The organism is Croceivirga thetidis, from assembly GCF_012272815.1.
In the GTDB taxonomy this organism is placed as follows: domain Bacteria; phylum Bacteroidota; class Bacteroidia; order Flavobacteriales; family Flavobacteriaceae; genus Croceivirga; species Croceivirga thetidis.
Map to the genome: position 1 here is coordinate 1,519,815 of NZ_JAAWWL010000001.1, position 15,799 is coordinate 1,535,613.

17 protein-coding genes are annotated in these 15,799 nt (G+C 38.1%); 8 read left to right on the top strand and 9 right to left on the bottom strand.

From position 1 onward, the window contains the following. Position 1: 1 nt before the first annotated feature. From HCU67_RS06845 to HCU67_RS06860, 4 genes are all read right to left on the bottom strand, one after another. Positions 2-694 (bottom strand): glycosyltransferase family 2 protein, encoded by a 693-nt coding sequence (locus HCU67_RS06845; protein ID WP_168551817.1) that lies wholly within the window; start codon positions 692-694, stop codon positions 2-4. Then, a complete protein-coding gene (locus HCU67_RS06850; RefSeq protein WP_168551818.1) occupies positions 694-1,179 on the bottom strand; it encodes a toxin-antitoxin system YwqK family antitoxin in 486 nt (161 codons plus the stop codon). The genes HCU67_RS06845 and HCU67_RS06850 overlap by 1 nt, the downstream gene beginning before the upstream one ends. Before the next feature lie 147 nt (positions 1,180-1,326). Then, positions 1,327-2,931, bottom strand: coding sequence for a 4Fe-4S binding protein (locus HCU67_RS06855; RefSeq protein ID WP_168551819.1), 1,605 nt, complete (start codon positions 2,929-2,931; stop codon positions 1,327-1,329). Between the two features lie 6 nt (positions 2,932-2,937). Continuing rightward, complete coding sequence (locus HCU67_RS06860; protein ID WP_168551820.1) at positions 2,938-4,284, bottom strand: NAD(P)/FAD-dependent oxidoreductase; 1,347 nt, start codon at positions 4,282-4,284, stop codon at positions 2,938-2,940. Between the two features lie 136 nt (positions 4,285-4,420). Here HCU67_RS06860 and HCU67_RS06865 point away from each other — a divergent pair, with 136 nt between their 5' ends. The 6 genes from HCU67_RS06865 (at position 4,421) to HCU67_RS06890 (ending at position 10,638) form a co-directional block, all read left to right on the top strand. Next, complete coding sequence (locus HCU67_RS06865; RefSeq protein WP_168551821.1) at positions 4,421-5,431, top strand: N-acetylmuramoyl-L-alanine amidase family protein; 1,011 nt, start codon at positions 4,421-4,423, stop codon at positions 5,429-5,431. 59 nt (positions 5,432-5,490) lie between these two features. Continuing rightward, positions 5,491-6,204 (top strand): DUF547 domain-containing protein, encoded by a 714-nt coding sequence (locus tag HCU67_RS06870; RefSeq protein WP_168551822.1) that lies wholly within the window; start codon positions 5,491-5,493, stop codon positions 6,202-6,204. A gap of 24 nt (positions 6,205-6,228) precedes the next feature. Beyond that, complete coding sequence (locus tag HCU67_RS06875) at positions 6,229-7,101, top strand: hypothetical protein (RefSeq protein WP_168551823.1); 873 nt, start codon at positions 6,229-6,231, stop codon at positions 7,099-7,101. 55 nt (positions 7,102-7,156) lie between these two features. Beyond that, positions 7,157-8,416, top strand: coding sequence for a BamA/TamA family outer membrane protein (locus tag HCU67_RS06880; protein ID WP_168551824.1), 1,260 nt, complete (start codon positions 7,157-7,159; stop codon positions 8,414-8,416). Between the two features lie 119 nt (positions 8,417-8,535). Next, positions 8,536-9,540, top strand: coding sequence for a glycoside hydrolase family 113 (locus tag HCU67_RS06885; protein ID WP_168551825.1), 1,005 nt, complete (start codon positions 8,536-8,538; stop codon positions 9,538-9,540). A 111-nt stretch (positions 9,541-9,651) separates the two neighbouring features. Further along, positions 9,652-10,638, top strand: coding sequence for a hypothetical protein (locus HCU67_RS06890; RefSeq protein ID WP_168551826.1), 987 nt, complete (start codon positions 9,652-9,654; stop codon positions 10,636-10,638). A 109-nt stretch (positions 10,639-10,747) separates the two neighbouring features. On the opposite strand, the gene HCU67_RS06895 is transcribed toward HCU67_RS06890, so the two are convergent. The 4 genes from HCU67_RS06895 to HCU67_RS06910 all read right to left on the bottom strand — a co-directional run bounded on the left by HCU67_RS06895 (position 10,748) and on the right by HCU67_RS06910 (position 13,434). Continuing rightward, positions 10,748-11,431 (bottom strand): TIGR04283 family arsenosugar biosynthesis glycosyltransferase, encoded by a 684-nt coding sequence (locus HCU67_RS06895; RefSeq protein ID WP_210423642.1) that lies wholly within the window; start codon positions 11,429-11,431, stop codon positions 10,748-10,750. Between the two features lie 63 nt (positions 11,432-11,494). Beyond that, positions 11,495-12,310 carry a purine-nucleoside phosphorylase gene (locus tag HCU67_RS06900; RefSeq protein ID WP_168551827.1) on the bottom strand — a complete coding sequence of 272 codons (816 nt, stop codon included), beginning with the start codon at positions 12,308-12,310 and terminating at the stop codon, positions 11,495-11,497. A gap of 6 nt (positions 12,311-12,316) precedes the next feature. Next, complete coding sequence (locus HCU67_RS06905; RefSeq protein WP_168551828.1) at positions 12,317-12,931, bottom strand: TIGR04282 family arsenosugar biosynthesis glycosyltransferase; 615 nt, start codon at positions 12,929-12,931, stop codon at positions 12,317-12,319. 17 nt (positions 12,932-12,948) lie between these two features. Beyond that, positions 12,949-13,434 (bottom strand): rhodanese-like domain-containing protein, encoded by a 486-nt coding sequence (locus HCU67_RS06910; protein ID WP_168551829.1) that lies wholly within the window; start codon positions 13,432-13,434, stop codon positions 12,949-12,951. 83 nt (positions 13,435-13,517) lie between these two features. On the opposite strand from HCU67_RS06910, the gene HCU67_RS06915 reads away from it, so the two are divergent. Both HCU67_RS06915 and HCU67_RS06920 read left to right on the top strand, forming a co-directional pair. Further along, the gene (locus HCU67_RS06915; RefSeq protein ID WP_168551830.1) at positions 13,518-15,068 is read left to right on the top strand and encodes a glycoside hydrolase family 32 protein; all 1,551 of its coding nucleotides are present in this window, start codon (positions 13,518-13,520) and stop codon (positions 15,066-15,068) included. A gap of 7 nt (positions 15,069-15,075) precedes the next feature. Further along, a complete protein-coding gene (locus HCU67_RS06920; protein ID WP_246865713.1) occupies positions 15,076-15,528 on the top strand; it encodes a DoxX family protein in 453 nt (150 codons plus the stop codon). 26 nt (positions 15,529-15,554) lie between these two features. On the opposite strand, the gene HCU67_RS06925 is transcribed toward HCU67_RS06920, so the two are convergent. Next, complete coding sequence (locus HCU67_RS06925; RefSeq protein ID WP_168551831.1) at positions 15,555-15,782, bottom strand: hypothetical protein; 228 nt, start codon at positions 15,780-15,782, stop codon at positions 15,555-15,557. Positions 15,783-15,799: the final 17 nt, after the last annotated feature.

The window sequence follows — 15,799 nt, forward strand, 5'->3', positions numbered from 1 at the left end:
ATCATTTCATACTGTATTTAAAAATCCAACCCAAAATTTTCACGCCTGCAAATATAGTACCTTTTACGGTTCCTGAAACTTTTGAGACACCTATTCGACGTTTGTAACGAACGGGTACTTCTTTGTAAGCCAGATTTTTACGAATTGCCTTGAGTTGCATTTCGACTGTCCAACCATAGGTTTGGTCCTGCATCTCCAAATTTTTAAGGGATTCGTATTTTATGGCTCGAAATGGACCTAAATCCGTAAAATTTGCCCCAAAAAACAAGCGCATCAAAAAAGTGGCCAATTGGTTCCCAAAAACTTGTTGGGGAGTCATTGAACCAGGCTCGCGCAATTCTTTTTTTCGGGCACCGATTACTAAATCCATGTTCTCGTTTATAATTGGAGCAACTATTTTATCCAATTCTTCAGGATAGTCAGAATAGTCTCCATCAAGAAATACGATGATTTCCGGTTTTTTGGATTGTTTTTCGATATAATTTAATCCGGCCAAACAGGCATTCCCATACCCAGCGATCGGCTGATCAACAACCGTAGCACCGGCTTTGGCTGCATTTTCTGGTGTATTGTCCGAAGAATTGTTATTTACAACTATTGTCTCAGAAACTGAATCGGGAATTTCAGCAATTACCTTACCTATCGAATCTTCTTCGTTATAGGCCGGGATAATAACTTTGATGTCTACTGCCATTACTTAAGGTCGGACAATTTATTTTCCTTTTTAAAGCTGGCAAAGCTAAACCATTCCTTTATTTTTTTACCGTCTTTGAATTTTTCTGCCGATTTAAGCTCTTCGTCGATATATTTTAAACAATACCCATTTTTGACACCATCTTTCAGTTGGCATTTGTGGTTGATTTTTCCATTTTCATCATAGAATAACCACCAATTTACCTTCTCTCCATGATTCATGTGGCCTTCCATCTCAAGCTTTCCGTCCGTATCATAGAAATACCAGTAACCATCGCGTTGATTCATTTTATAATGGCCTTGCTCCATTAGTTTTCCGTTAGAATAGTAGAACTTCCAATAGGCCTCTTTATTCTTACCAATCTTCCAGCCTTGAGCGGCTATTTTTCCATTAGGATGATAACTTTTAAAATAGGACTTATTCGTAGTGCTAAAGAACAAGCCCACCACAAGAAAACACGCGATAGAATTCAACTTAAGAATCATTTTCTAGAACGTTTAATAGTGAGTCGTAAATGAATCCTTATGTTTTCACTAAAAGGGTTATTTTTTAAAATTTATCCTGAATTTTAACAATCAGTACGACCGCAATCAAGTGATTGCAAGTGGTAGAATGAACTCAATAAACTTGGTTTATTTCTGATTAACCAAATTCATTAGATCAACATCATTTCCAAGTAAAACTTGATTGCCATCTATACGTCCTTTCAATGGACCATTTTCCAATTTAAGAACTCCTCTTGGGCAAACCGCAGAACAAATACCACAACCTACACAACTAGAACGAACGATGTTTTCTCCTTTTTGGGCATAGGCGCGTACGTCGATTCCCATTTCGCAATAGGTAGAGCAGTTGCCACAAGAAATACATTGACCTCCGTTGGTGGTAATTCGAAACCTCGAAAATAAACGTTGTTGAAAACCAAGTATAGCTGCCATGGGACAACCAAAGCGACACCAAACACGATTACCAAAAATTGGATAGAAGCCGGTGCCAATAACGCCCGAGAAAATACTGCCAATCAAAAAGGAATACGATTTTCGAAGCGTTTCTGATTTGAAGAGGAAAACGTTACCATCTCCACTAAAAAAGTGAAAGCCGATAAGTGCCATGATGATGACAAAATAGCCGATAGCACCGTATTTAGCATCCTTTTTAAATTCATCTTTTTTGAATACTATCACTAGCACAAAAATTGCGGTCAACAATACAGCAACACCGATTAAAAATGTGCTTTTGGTCAACCAATACTTACTAGTATCATTACCAAGGTAAGAGTAGATTACGGCTGTGGTCATCAAGGTCACGAAAACGACAACACTGTGCACGACCCAACGTTCAATTTTCCAAGCCTTTAAAGATTTGTCACTTAATTGACGAAAAGAATCACCTGCTGTTTCGGCCAAACCGCCACATCCACAGACCCATGAACAATACCACCGTTTACCAAATCTGAATGTCAAAATAGGACTGATAACAAAGATGGTAACTATGCCGAATATGAGCATTGCGAAGCCGATATCACCCGAACTCAAAAATCCTTTAATGCGATAGCCTTCAAAATTATAGTAATTCAATGGCCACATGTTTTTAAGGTCATAATAGGGCAGGCTTCCGCCATTTAATACCGAACTACCATTTAATCGAGCCATAAACTCAGGTATCAAAAATGCAAAAGCCAATTGAAAGAACATTACACTAAAGGTGCGAATACGTTCGTAGCGGTTATGGCGATATTTCCACAAGAATTTGATACCAAAGGCAATAATTGCTACTGTATATAATGTGCCGTAAACGAACCATTGACTTGCCGGATTGCCACTAAGCATTTTACTTAAGGGGTCAAACAAACCGATTACACCCTTGTTTTCACCGCCATTGACCAAACCTAAATATTCTGGATAGAAATAAAGGATGATATAAAACCCAGTCAAAGCAATCCCTGCAATCCATCCCCAGAAACCTTTGCTTGAAATTGATTTAAACCAAACCCCATCGTTTTTAATTCCCGGAGTTTTGTCCAAATAGGCATCCCAAGAAAACCAAACCGTACCCACAAGAATGGCACCTAAGGCGAATCCCAACCAAAGGCCCTTGTTTGGAAAGCCCACATTGAAGGTGGCCAAGAGTAAGATTGCCAAGCCTAGCATTCCCAATAGGGTCGCAAGCTTTTGATTTTTACTTAATGTAACTGGTGGTTGACCCGTCAAGGCCATACTTCTGTCGTAAGTGCTCATTTCTTATTAGTTGAGTTGAAATATGCGTTTTAGGCTTTTCTTTTTTGGTTTAATGGATTTTTCAAAAGCCGAATTGTAACTGGATACAATGTCTTGTTCGTATTGTTTGTAGAATTCAGGGTCAAAGTTGGCATCAGCAAGATGCTCCAAAACATAGTCCGCACTTTTTTCTTCGGTTAGCCATCGGTCAAATACCTCATGGCGCATTCGAATTCCGAAAGTGTTTATCCCTAAAAATTTATTGGAATCTTGGTCAAAGGATACCGTAACACAGACTTTGTCCTGAGGGTGCCTCCAATGAAATTGTTCTTCGTAATCCAGTTTTCCTTTTTTGCCAAAAACCCAGCCGTAGGTTTGATATTCAATATCCAAGAACTTTGCAGAGTTGAACCAGTGTCCAGGTTTGTACTCAATTCTATTGCCACAAATAGTTTGGGCAACGGTTTCCCCCATCATCCGACCGGTATACCAAACCGCCTCGATAGGCCGTCGATTGCCAATTGCTTCATGTTGCTCAGCACAATCACCTATGGCGTAAACATCTTTTACATTGGTTTCTAGAAATCGGTTGACCTTGACCCCACGGCCAAGTTCAATTTCAGAACTTTTCAAAAAATCAACATTAGGAGAGACCCCGGCTGTCAATCCAACCACGTTGCATTCAATAGTTTCACCTTTATCCGTGGTCACGGCTTTAACCCTACCATTTTCATCTGGAATGATTTCCACCAGATTGGTACCCAATCGTAAATCAATATGGTGCTCCAGTATATGTTCATTGATGAGTTGTGATTCTCCATCGGGTAAGACCCCGTTCCAAAAACTACTTTCCCGGACCAAGAATGTAACAGGAATTCCTCTACTGTGAAGCATTTCAGCCAACTCTATCCCAATTAGTCCTCCACCAACAATTACGGCCCGTTTACAAATTTCCCTATTCGGAGCATTGACTTCCAATAAATCCAAATCTTGCTTTGAATAAAGGCCTTGAACCCCATGTAAATCTTGCCCTGGCCAACCAAATTTGTTTGGTTTAGATCCAGTGGCAATAATCAATTTATCGTAATTCAGCGTTCGTGAACCGTCTAATTGCAGCTGCTTATTTTTTGTATCCACATGGTTAACATAGGCTCGGACCAACTCAATTCTATTCTTCTCCCAAAACCAATTTTCATAGGGTTGGATATGTTCAAATTTCATGTGTCCCATGTAGACATACATGAGCGCAGTACGGGAAAAGAAAAAGTCGGTTTCGGCTGAAACTATGATAATTCGTTTGTTGGATAGTTTTCGAATATGTCTTGCAGCAGTAACGCCTGCAATCCCATTTCCGATTATTACAATATTCTCCATTTATTGGTAGTTGATTGGCAATCTGTCGTTACTAAAGGTATAAACTTTACAAAGTTTTTATCATTTCGCCGAAAATTCTTTTGGCAAGGTTTCTGATTGCATAGGACATAAGTATATTTCAGCGAACTTTTACAACATGACAATTATTCGCATATCAGTTCTATTTTTTTGTCTGGGATTTTTTATCCAAACAGTTGCTCTCGCTCAAGATTCAACGCGAACGGTAACAGCAGAAGCGGGTGACGGAATTTTTTCAATTCTTCGAAGAAATGGTTTAAATCCTGCCGAATATTTGAATCCATTTATTGAACTCAATCGTGAAAGTTTGGGAGATGATTTTGGTTTGACTGTAGGTGCGAAGTATCAATTACCTAAACTTAAAACCATGGGGAAGAAAGTGAGAGCAGTTTCTTATCCCATTTTTGGTAAGGAAAATGAGGTTGTCGATTCGCTAAGCAATCAATTAAGAGGCGCGGTCTATTATTTAATAGCTGGTCATGGTGGTCCCGACCCTGGAGCAATTACCAAATATCGAGATATGCTAGTCGCTGAAGACGAATATGCCTATGACATTACACTTCGTTTAGCAAAAGAGTTGATTTCACACGGAGCCGAAGTTCATTTGATCATTAAGGATGAAAATGATGGGATTAGGGATGACCGAATACTCGATATGGATACTGACGAAACTGCAATGGGTGAAACTATTCCTTTAAATCAACTTGCTCGGCTAAAACAGCGAACAGACCAGGTCAATGAATTGTATTTACAGAAAAGAGGGAAGTATCAACGTTTATTGGTAACCCATGTAGATAGTCGTGCCAAGGGTACCAACATTGATGTATTTTTTTATCATCATGAAAAAAGTAAGAATGGAAAAAGACTAGCAGAGAGCATTCACGAAACTTTTAAAAAGAAGTACAAAAGGTTTCAGCCTAATCGTAAATACACGGGTACATTTTCAGAGCGAAGCAATTTGTATTTGGTAAAAAACACATATCCGGCCATGGTTTACATTGAAGTTGGAAATATAAAAAACCAGAAAGATCAGAAACGGATTTTTGACCCTGAGAACAGACAGGCATTGGCCAAATGGATCTCAGAGGGTCTTTTGCTTGACTTTAAAACAAGAAATTCTTCAAATTAAATTAATGTTAAAGTGTTGAGTTTTTAATTCTTGTGCGACCAAGCAAAAAATTCAATGAAATGAAAAATGCAGTTCTAGTTTTTTTTAGCCTCTTTTTATTACAAGGTTTTTCACAATCAGTAGATACTTTTTTTTCTAAGACTGATGCCTTTTTCAAAGCGAACGTAAAAAATGGCTTAGTTGATTATAGCGGCATAAAGGAAAACCCTGGAGAACTGAATTCAATTCTAGATTTAGCTAAATCGATTCGTATTTCTAAAGACGATACCAAGGCTTTTCAAGCTTTTTGGATTAATGGATACAATCTGCATGTAATAAAAGGTATCATAGACAACTATCCAGTAAAATCGCCTTTGGATATTAATGGGTTCTTTGATAAAACGAAACGAGACATAGGCGGTATCCAAATCACCTTAAATGATATTGAGAACAAGCTACTGCGAGAAAACTTTAGTCATGAGGCAAGATTTCATTTTGTATTGGTCTGCGCAGGTTTGGGTTGCCCACCCATCATTGATGGTGCTTACTCGCCCAGCAAACTTGAAGCGCAGTTGCAAAAACAAACCGAATTGGCCTTAAATAATCCCAACTTTATTAAAGTAAAGGGTAAGAAAGTTCTCGTTAGCCAAATATTTGAATGGTACAAAGTTGATTTTACCCAAGATGGAAAAGATGAAATACAATTCATAAATCAGTTTAGAAACGAGAAACTAGATACAAAAGCTAAGTTGGGGTATTACCCCTATGACTGGACTTTAAATACAGTACGGTAAACTAACAATCCTAAAAATTTAAAAATGAAAAAATTAAAACAGCATATTTGCTTAATAGGTCTGCTATTGGTGAGTCTGAATCTTATAGCACAAGATGATACTCCACAAGGCAGTAATATTCAAAACCTTACGCCCTCAAAACTAATTGGTAAAGGGCAGTGGGATATTAAGTGGTTCAATAATTTATATACAGAAACAGAGGATACATTTAATGGCGACATACCTAGAAATGTATTTTTTACTTCAACTCTCGATGTCTTTACCGGTGTTGGAGATAATAAAAGGGTCAACCTTGGTGTATTGTTAGAATTCAGGTCTAATACCGTAGGTGGTAGGGGACTTTTTGATTTCCTCTCGTTTGACGGAGAAGAAGGATCGGCCCGATCAGGTCTAACCTCCATTGCCCCTGCAATTAAGTTTACCCCATTTTCAAACGTTGGAAATTTCTCGATTCAAAGTGCGCTATTCATACCATTGGTTGATAACGAAACGGAAAATGGCGTATTCCTCGACCAAAATGGGTTTATATGGCAAAACAGGTTCTTTTACGATTATTCATTTGCCGAGGGTAAATGGCAACTGTTTTCTGAGCTTAATTCAGAATTAAATTTTGGTGATGAGGCCGATAGCTTTGCCAACAATAGCTTGAGACTAACTCCAGGACTATTTTTAAGCTACTTTCCAAGTTCAAAATTTACAGTTTTAGGCTTGGTTCAACACTCTCAGCTTATTGATTTGGGCAATGAATTTTCACAAAATTTTACAGCCTTGGGTGGCGGTGTAAAGTACCAGCTAACAGATGAACTGAATATTGAGGCATTGTATACCAACTTTGTTAGGGGCAATGACACTGGTTTGGGTCAAACCTACAATATCGGTTTGAGGGCCGTATTCTAATATTTTACAACTTTTGTCTTGGAGCCTTATTTTTGAATAAAAATTGCTGACTCCAATGCACAAAGCTTGGTTCTTTATCTTTTTTGTTGTTGTCGAGTTTTCTTGGAGCCAAAGTATTGTTTCAGAAATCAGGGTTCAGGGTAATAAGCGCACTAATACGGGCTTTGTTGAGGATTTTGTTTCTTTAAGGGAAGGAGATGTCCTGGACTCAATCGTAATTGCAAAAGATGTCGCCAGGTTGATTCGACTCCCTTCGGTTTCACATGCCTATTTCGAAGTTAATGAAGGTCAAATCGAAGATGAATTTGTTGTGGTTTATGGTATCGAGGAAAATTTTACTTTGATACCATTTGCCAATGTATATACTTCTAACAATGATGAATTTGCCTTTAGAATAGGACTACAAGAATTCAATTTTTTAGGACGGAACATTACCCTTGGAGCTTTTTATCAGTACGATGTTTTTCATTCAGTAGGGTTAAGTGCAAGGGTTCCATACCTGTTCTCGAATAAACTTGGTGTAGCATTCAATTACCAAGACCTTACGACTCAAGAACCTGTCTTTTTAGAGAGTGGTGAAGCGGATTATCGGTACAATAACGAATCCTATGAATTCTTACTGCTCTATGAGCCCAACTTTAAGCATCGCTTTGAAACTGGATTAAATTTCTTTACCGAGGATTACCAATATTTAGAAGGAGCCACCGACGTAAATGTTCCACAAGAATTGGTTGTTTCAAAGCTATTGTACAAGTTGTTATACAAGTACGACGGACTTACCTATTACTATTACTTTTTGGATGGTTTTCGTAGTGATTTGAATTTGCAATATGTACGAAGTTCGAGCAACGCTTTACCCGATTTTTGGATTGGATTTAATGATTTCTCATATTTCAAAAGAGTGGGTAATAAAGGAAATTGGGCAACCCGGTTGCGATTGGGGCTGGCAAGTAATATTGATACGCCCTTTGCTCCCTTTGCTGTGGACAATAATTTAAATATTAGGGGTGTTGGCAATACAATTGATAGGGGGACCGCTGCCATTGTATTAAATAGTGAATTTCGGTATTCACTAATCGAAAAAGACTGGTTTGTATTACAATCAAACATATTTGTAGATGGAGGAAGTTGGAGAAATCCGGGAGGAGATTTAGGTGATTTTGGCGATAGCCAAAACCTTAGGGTTTATCCTGGTTTCGGACTCCGATTTATTCATAAGCAAATTTTCAATGCGGTATTTAGAATTGATTACGGTATTGGTGTTACAGATAATTCAACTAGTGGTATCGTTTTTGGAATTGGGCAATATTTTTAGGTCCTTAGAAAGAAGTTGATTTTCAAGAATGGTCAAATCCATAAAATAATCTTAAAAAGTGTTATTCGGACTGACTCTAAATCAGAATTCACCTATTTTTCTCGTAGAATCTATAAATCATGCGGAGCTTAGGCCTACTTCTTCTTTGTTTACTACAATTTTCGTGTTCAAGTCAGAACGAATCAAAAATTAATGGAGTGAGTTTTGTTGCGAATCCGGATCGCGCTAATCAATCTCATGTAAACCCAGTTTTAGATATTGGAGCCAATTATGCAGCGGTAATGCCATTTGGTTTCGTTAGGAATCTTCAAGATCCTGGAGTGATTTTTGATACAGACCGCCAGTGGTTTGGTGAAACCAAAGTAGGGGCCAAGCAATACATTGAAATCTTGAAGAAAAATGGTATTCAGATAATGGTAAAACCACAAATATGGGTTTGGCGAGGTGAATTTACAGGTGATTTATTGATGAATTCAGAAGATGACTGGGTAAAGTTCGAAAATTCATATGAAAAATTTATCCTGACTTACGCTCGTTTGGCCCAAGAAACGAATGCCGAAATTTATTGTATCGGTACCGAATTGGAAGAGTTTGTAAAGCACCGGCCTGAGTTTTGGCATAAACTGATTGGTGAGGTTCGTAAAATATATTCGGGTCAATTGACTTATGCGGCAAATTGGGATGAATACAAAAGGACCCCTTTTTGGGAGGATATGGACTTTATAGGAGTAGATGCTTATTTTCCGCTTTCAGAAATGCGTGAGCCTTCCGTTGATGATATGAAAAAGGGTTGGCAAAAATGGAAAACTGCTCTAAAAGAGTTGTCAAATACAACAGATAAACCTATTCTCTTTACTGAATTTGGATACCGAAGTATGGATTATACGGCCAAAAAGCCATGGCTAGTTGATCGCAATGAAATGGCTGTTAACCTACAATCACAAGCAGATGCTCTTAAAGTAACGTTTGAAGAATTTTGGAAAGAAGACTGGTTTGCAGGGGGGTTTGTATGGAAATGGTTTATTCATCACGAGGATTCAGGTGGAGTGGAAGATAATCGGTTTACACCACAGAATAAGCCAGCACAAGAGGTTCTTAAGAAGGCTTTTTCAGAATTTAACTAATTAAGTAATTCGTAATTTCTTAACAATTTTTTAGTCACTTCATCGATTTATTTTGCTTCTCATCGATAAGATGCTATATTCGTAGGGCATTCATTGCAAACCAAACTAACAATGAGACTCCTACTCCCCCTACTTTTATGCTTAGGTTCAGCTGTTTTGGCTATCGGCCAAACAGAGAACGACACCGTTGTTGCCAAACAAGGTGACGGAATATTTTCCGTATTGAGAAACCAAGGCTTAGATCCTGTTAAGTATTATCCTGCTTTTATTGAATTGAACATTGAGAATCTTAAGAATGGCAGTGAAATGGTACTTGGTGAGACTTACATAATACCAAAAGCTCCAGATTCCTATAAAGATATGGGGATAGCCGTTGACGTTGAAAATGCTATCGAGACACCAATATTTGAAGAAGAATTGGCCGATTTTGAAAATAAGGGAGATAAACTGGAGAATGCAGTAATTTATTTAATGGCTTCTTCTTCCAATAGTTCAGCTAGTAGCGACCAAAGTCAGTTAAAAAAGGACGTTTTGAAATCTGTGGCTAAGCAATTGTTATTGAATGGTGCTAAAGTATACTTACTTCAAGGAACTGATGAGGTTACAATTAATGAAGAGGAGTCTGAGAATAGTAAAGATAGCATTCAAGTTGAGGCCCCTATGGCAGGTTTAGATGCCATGCGTAACTATGTTGATGTTATTAATAAGTCTTTCTTGAAAAATTCAGGTAAGCAAAAATATCAAAGGTTATTGGTCATCGATTTAAAGCCAGGAACTACCAGTGAAAAATATTATAAGGTTGCCGTCTTTCATGACAACAATACAGAGGGGGAACGATTCGCTACTAGCATGCAGCAAATATTTAATAAAAGTAAAATTCTTGATGATTCGAAGGATTTTACTGCTATATTTGCTCAGAAAAACAATCTTTTTTTAGCAAAAAATGCTTTACCTCCTTTAACGTTTATTGAAGTAGACGCTACTGAGAATCCAAAGATTGAAGGAAGAATTAAGGTCAAGCCAGAAAAGAATTGGTTGACCGATGTAATTACCAGCGGCATCGTAAATGACTATGCCCAACTGGAGTTTCAAGATTAAAAGGCTGTCGACGTGATTGTTATTCTGTATGTCTAGTGGGGTGGACATAGGAATTTTGTAACACTATATGCAAAAAACTACATCACTGCTGACGGCCTTACTTCTTTAATCAATTCAACAAATATTTTTTGTAGTACAGATAAAGGTCTTCTGGACCTTGTCCTAAATAGTTCTTGAGATGTATCATGGCAAAATGATACTGAACTTTTAACCAGCCCTTTTCGCGGTACTTTCTGGTTGAGGTGACAACTGGTTCTTTATGTATTTTGAATTGTGTTTCTGCATAAATTCTTCTAATGAACTCGCTATCCTCATAAATAAAATATGATTCGTCAAAACCACCCAGTTGATTGAATTTCTCCTTTGTAATGTATAGCGATTGGTCACCACCCCTGCATAATATATGATTGAACCTTGTAAGCCAAGCGAAAAAACGAAGCACAATATTTTTGGTGTCGAATTTCATGCGAAAACAGCCTGACTCAAAACCATATTCAATTGCTTTTAAAATATGTGCATCAAAGTTCTTAGGTGGGAGGGTATCTGCGTGAAGAAAATACAATATGGGTGCCATTGCCAATTTGGCTCCAAAATTCTGTTGTTTAGCTCTTCCTTTAGCACTCTTTAAAACTTTGACCCTGGTCTTGTTTGCAATAGTTTGAGTGGCATCTTTACTTCCGCCATCAACGACCAGTACTTCAAGTTTAGACGGATTTTTTGCCTGCTTATTAAGATGATCTATCAATGATTCAATAAACCGTTCTTCATTTAAGGTAGGTATAATTATGGTCAAATCCGGATTCACCTTAATGAAGTGGAGAAAATCTGCAAAAGCTTACAAGATTCTTTAAAGAAGTTATGCCCCCTCAATTAACTCCTTAAATAGCTGTATCATTTTCGGTTCGGCCTTTCCAGCAATTTCAATGATTTCTTGAACATTAATGGGTTCAAGATTATCAGGGTCGCATTCATCAGTTAATACAGAAATGGCAACAATAGGCAAGTTTAAGTGATTGGCAACTATGACTTCCGGAACTGTACTCATACCTACAGCGTCCGCTCCTAAAATCTTCAACATGCGATATTCAGCTTTGGTCTCCAATTGAGGCCCTACTACCGAGGCATAGACACCTTTTCTTAATACAATATTGTTCGCTTTTGCTATCGTTTCAATTTTTTGCCCCATTTCGGTGTCATAGGGTTCGCTCATATCCACAAAACGTTCACCGAATTCTGAAACATTTTTAAAGGCTAATGGAGAACCCCCTTGAAGATTGATGTGGTCTTCGATAAGCATGATGTCACCTTTTTTGAAATCCAAATTAATGGCGCCTGCCGCATTACTGATAAATAGTTTTTTTATCCCGAGGCCGTGTAGAACCCTGATTGGATAAGTGACATCTTTTAAATCATAGCCTTCATAGAGGTGAAATCGTCCTTGCATTACAGCAACTTTTTTACCTTGAAGTGTACCATAAATCAATTTCCCAGAGTGAAATTCAACTGTGGCCAATGGGAAGTAAGGAATTTGATGATAGTGCGCTACTATCTGGTCTTCGATTTCATTTACCAATTGCCCTAGACCGGTACCTAGAACGATGCCGATTTCAGGAGCCTCAAACCCCTTCTGTTTTAGAAAGTCTATGGATTCTTCGAGTTGCTTTTTGGTCATGTTCACTTAGTTTTTAAAAAATTTCTGAAAGGCAGGGACATCTTTTATGTCTTCAAAATAATCAACGTCGTTTCGCTCTGCAAGAAGTTCAAAACGTTCTTCTTCTAGATTTTTCAAGGTATCCTTTAAAACGTTACCGGTTCCCCAAGCTTTATCAATAAACAAGTCTTCTTTAAAGGTTTTCATACCTAAAAGATAATAACCACCATCGATTGCTGGGCCCACGACAAAATCGGCTTTTTCTAGAGTTTCGAAGGCTCCTTGTAAATCGACTTGGCTTAAATCATACATATCACTCCCAATGATTATGATTTTTTTATATCCTGCCTTGAATCCAGCTTTGAACGCATTAGCCATGCGTTCACCCAAATCAATTCCAGTCTGAAGTTTCTTTGAATAGATGTCATTGTCCCAAATATCATTTTCCCAAATTTCTTCAGAATAATAGACTTCTTTTTCCACATCTAATTCCCTCGAAATCTTCACCGTGTGTTCCAAAAGGAATTTATATATCTCTAATGCAGTTTCCTTGCCTACCGCAGCGGCCAAACGAGTCTTGCATCGACCAAGTTCAGGGTTTCTTGTGAAAATTAATAGAAGATTTTCGGTAGTGGCTTTCAAGTGTTAACTTTTATGAATCAATATACGATTTGACCTTGTCTCAACAGTTTACTCCACTGTTTGTTGTAGCCATGTATTTTCTTAGTGGTACCGACAGAGTCAATTAAAGAGTTGCCTGCATTTGTCCATTCAAAAATACCTCCATATAAATTTTTTACCTCGGTATAACCAGCTTCAAGCAGCTTTTCTGCGATATCTTCTGACCTAACCCCTATGGAGCAGTAAACAACTATTGGAGTAGTCTTATCCGGAAATCTCTCTTCAATCGATTCGATATCGAATTTTTTGTAGCCCACCCATGTAGCGTTTTCGATATGACTTACTTGATACTCTTCCAATTTTCTGGAGTCAAAAAGAACGGCTTCATCCTTTTTTAAATCTTCTACGAAAGTATATTCCACAGAATTAGTGTTGTATTTAGATAAGGCCGCTTCGATACTTTTTTGCGGCAGGCATGACTGTGAAAGAAATAATAGTGGTAGAAAAAGTATCGAAAGTCTCATAAATTCAAAGCAAGTTCAAAGGTAGTATTTAATATAAATTAGGACCTAGAAATGGTATCTTTAAAGGAAATATTTAGTTCGATATGTTACCAAGAACATTACAGTTATTAGTGCTTTTTCTTCTGTGCTCATGTATTCGTCAATCGGGGAAAACTTTAGAAGTAGTCGAAACTAAGGTTTATGCTGAGAAATACAGACCACAATACCATTTTTCGCCGCCTACCGGATGGATGAACGACCCGAACGGATTGGTCTACCATGATGGATTGTACCATTTATTTTATCAATATTACCCGCATGCCACAGTTTGGGGGCCAATGCATTGGGGACATGCTGTGAGTTCTGATTTAATCAATTGGGATAACAAGCCAATTGCGTTATACCCCGATAAAAATGGATTTATTTTTTCAGGTAGTGCTGTGGTTGATAAGAACAATACGTCGGGTTTTGGAACTCACGGAAAAATACCTTTGGTCGCTATATTCACTTATCATGATATGGAGGGAGAAAAGTCAGGAAGGTCCGACTTTCAAACCCAAGGAATTGCCTTTAGCCTGGACAATGGTGAAACTTGGGAAAAATATGAAGGTAATCCGGTCATAGGCAATGTAGATACCAAAGATTTGAGGGACCCAAAGGTCTTTTGGCATGAAGGCACAGAAAGTTGGATAATGGCTTTGGTTGCAGGTGACCATGCAAAATTCTACCGATCAAAGAATCTGAAAGAATGGGATAATATCAGTGATTTTGGGCAAAATCAAGGTGCCCATGGAGGCGTTTGGGAGTGTCCTGATTTATTCCCTTTAAAGGTTGAAGGTACAGATGAAGAGAAGTGGGTATTGATAATCAGTATCGGAAATGGAGCACCAAATGGGGGCAGTGGTACACAGTACTTTGTTGGTGATTTTGATGGGACCACCTTTTCTTCAGAACAAAAGGAATACAAATGGCTTGATTGGGGTACCGATAATTATGCTGGGGTTACCTATAATGATACACCAGATGGTCAGCGAAAATTTATTGGTTGGATGAGTAATTGGCAATATGCTTTGAAAACGCCAACTTCAACCTGGCGAAGCGCCATGACGTTACCTCGAAATCTTGGCCTAAAAAAAATTGAAGGGGAATATGTATTGGTTAACTATCCGGTTCAAGCCATAAATGCAATTATTTCAGATACTTCCACGGAATCTTTTGAATTGGAAGCGAGTGAGAAAAAAATATGGGCCAATACTACCCTCAGCCAGTCGAAGGTCTCGCTATCCTTACCTAAAAAAGACTTTGTGGTTTCATTTTCAAATGACGGTGGAGAAGAGTTCCGATTGATTTTTGATTCAGCTTCAAATTTGGTGATGTTGGATAGAACCACAGCAGGGCAAGATGATTTTAACTATCAATTCGGGAATAAGTTGCATTACATGATTTTGGACGATAAGACCAGTGAATCCATGAAACTTGAATTCTTCATCGATAACGCGTCATGCGAACTATTTATAAATGATGGGGAAAATGTCATGACCTCACAATTTTTTCCTTCGGAAGGATTTTCAAAATTCTCAATTGAAAATATGGCTGATGAGACGATAGTTGTTTCAGATTTTGCAATCGCTGAGGTAAAAGGTATCTGGAAATGATTTAATTATGGATTTTGAAGAGATAGACCAGCGAATTGCCAAGATTATGCGCAGGTGGGGCCTTCCGGCCGTACGTATTTCATTCGCAATAATTTTTTTCTGGTTCGGTATTTTAAAACCCTTGGGCCTTTCAGCTGCTGAGGGCCTTTTAAAAAAGACCGTGGCATGGTTGCCATTTGGTGAACCCGAGCTATGGTTGCAACTAATTGGTTGGTGGGAAGTGGTGATAGGGGTTGCTTTTCTATTCAGAAAAACCACAAGAATTGCAATAGCTTTACTTTTTCTGCAAATGGTGGGCACTTTTATGCCTTTGTTCTTTCTACCTGAGGTTACCTTTCAGAAGGGCAGTTATTTATTACCCACCTTAGAAGGGCAATACATCATAAAAAATGTGATGATAATTTCTGCTGCACTTATTGTGGGTGGTACATTTTACAGATCAAGAAGCAATAAGACATAAAAAAAGCCCCAAAACCGGGGCTTTTTTTAAGCTAAAGGATTACCCTTTAAACGTTTTTCAATCTTCTTCTTCTTCTCTGTCAATCGTTTCATGACATCCATAAGAGAAGAATCTTTGGTTTGTTTATAAATTTCATTGATTGAAAGAATCAATTGTTTTGCTTCGCGCGAAGCCGCAACACGGTCGCTAGTAGACATGTGACTCAGCGTTCGTCCTTCAAACTCTGCTGCTAATTTTAGCAAATCTTCAGCCATTTTTATTTCTAAATTAA

Excerpts from the sequence above, each read along its gene's own strand:
- HCU67_RS06845 (WP_168551817.1), bottom strand. The coding sequence starts at position 694 with ATGGCAGTAGACATCAAAGTTATTATCCCGGCCTATAACGAAGAAGAT.
- HCU67_RS06850 (WP_168551818.1), bottom strand. The coding sequence starts at position 1,179 with ATGATTCTTAAGTTGAATTCTATCGCGTGTTTTCTTGTGGTGGGCTTG.
- HCU67_RS06855 (WP_168551819.1), bottom strand. The coding sequence starts at position 2,931 with ATGAGCACTTACGACAGAAGTATGGCCTTGACGGGTCAACCACCAGTT.
- HCU67_RS06860 (WP_168551820.1), bottom strand. The coding sequence starts at position 4,284 with ATGGAGAATATTGTAATAATCGGAAATGGGATTGCAGGCGTTACTGCT.
- HCU67_RS06865 (WP_168551821.1), top strand. The coding sequence starts at position 4,421 with ATGACAATTATTCGCATATCAGTTCTATTTTTTTGTCTGGGATTTTTT.
- HCU67_RS06870 (WP_168551822.1), top strand. The coding sequence starts at position 5,491 with ATGAAAAATGCAGTTCTAGTTTTTTTTAGCCTCTTTTTATTACAAGGT.
- HCU67_RS06875 (WP_168551823.1), top strand. The coding sequence starts at position 6,229 with ATGAAAAAATTAAAACAGCATATTTGCTTAATAGGTCTGCTATTGGTG.
- HCU67_RS06880 (WP_168551824.1), top strand. The coding sequence starts at position 7,157 with ATGCACAAAGCTTGGTTCTTTATCTTTTTTGTTGTTGTCGAGTTTTCT.
- HCU67_RS06885 (WP_168551825.1), top strand. The coding sequence starts at position 8,536 with ATGCGGAGCTTAGGCCTACTTCTTCTTTGTTTACTACAATTTTCGTGT.
- HCU67_RS06890 (WP_168551826.1), top strand. The coding sequence starts at position 9,652 with ATGAGACTCCTACTCCCCCTACTTTTATGCTTAGGTTCAGCTGTTTTG.
- HCU67_RS06900 (WP_168551827.1), bottom strand. The coding sequence starts at position 12,310 with ATGACCAAAAAGCAACTCGAAGAATCCATAGACTTTCTAAAACAGAAG.
- HCU67_RS06910 (WP_168551829.1), bottom strand. The coding sequence starts at position 13,434 with ATGAGACTTTCGATACTTTTTCTACCACTATTATTTCTTTCACAGTCA.
- HCU67_RS06915 (WP_168551830.1), top strand. The coding sequence starts at position 13,518 with ATGTTACCAAGAACATTACAGTTATTAGTGCTTTTTCTTCTGTGCTCA.
- HCU67_RS06920 (WP_246865713.1), top strand. The coding sequence starts at position 15,076 with ATGGATTTTGAAGAGATAGACCAGCGAATTGCCAAGATTATGCGCAGG.
- HCU67_RS06925 (WP_168551831.1), bottom strand. The coding sequence starts at position 15,782 with ATGGCTGAAGATTTGCTAAAATTAGCAGCAGAGTTTGAAGGACGAACG.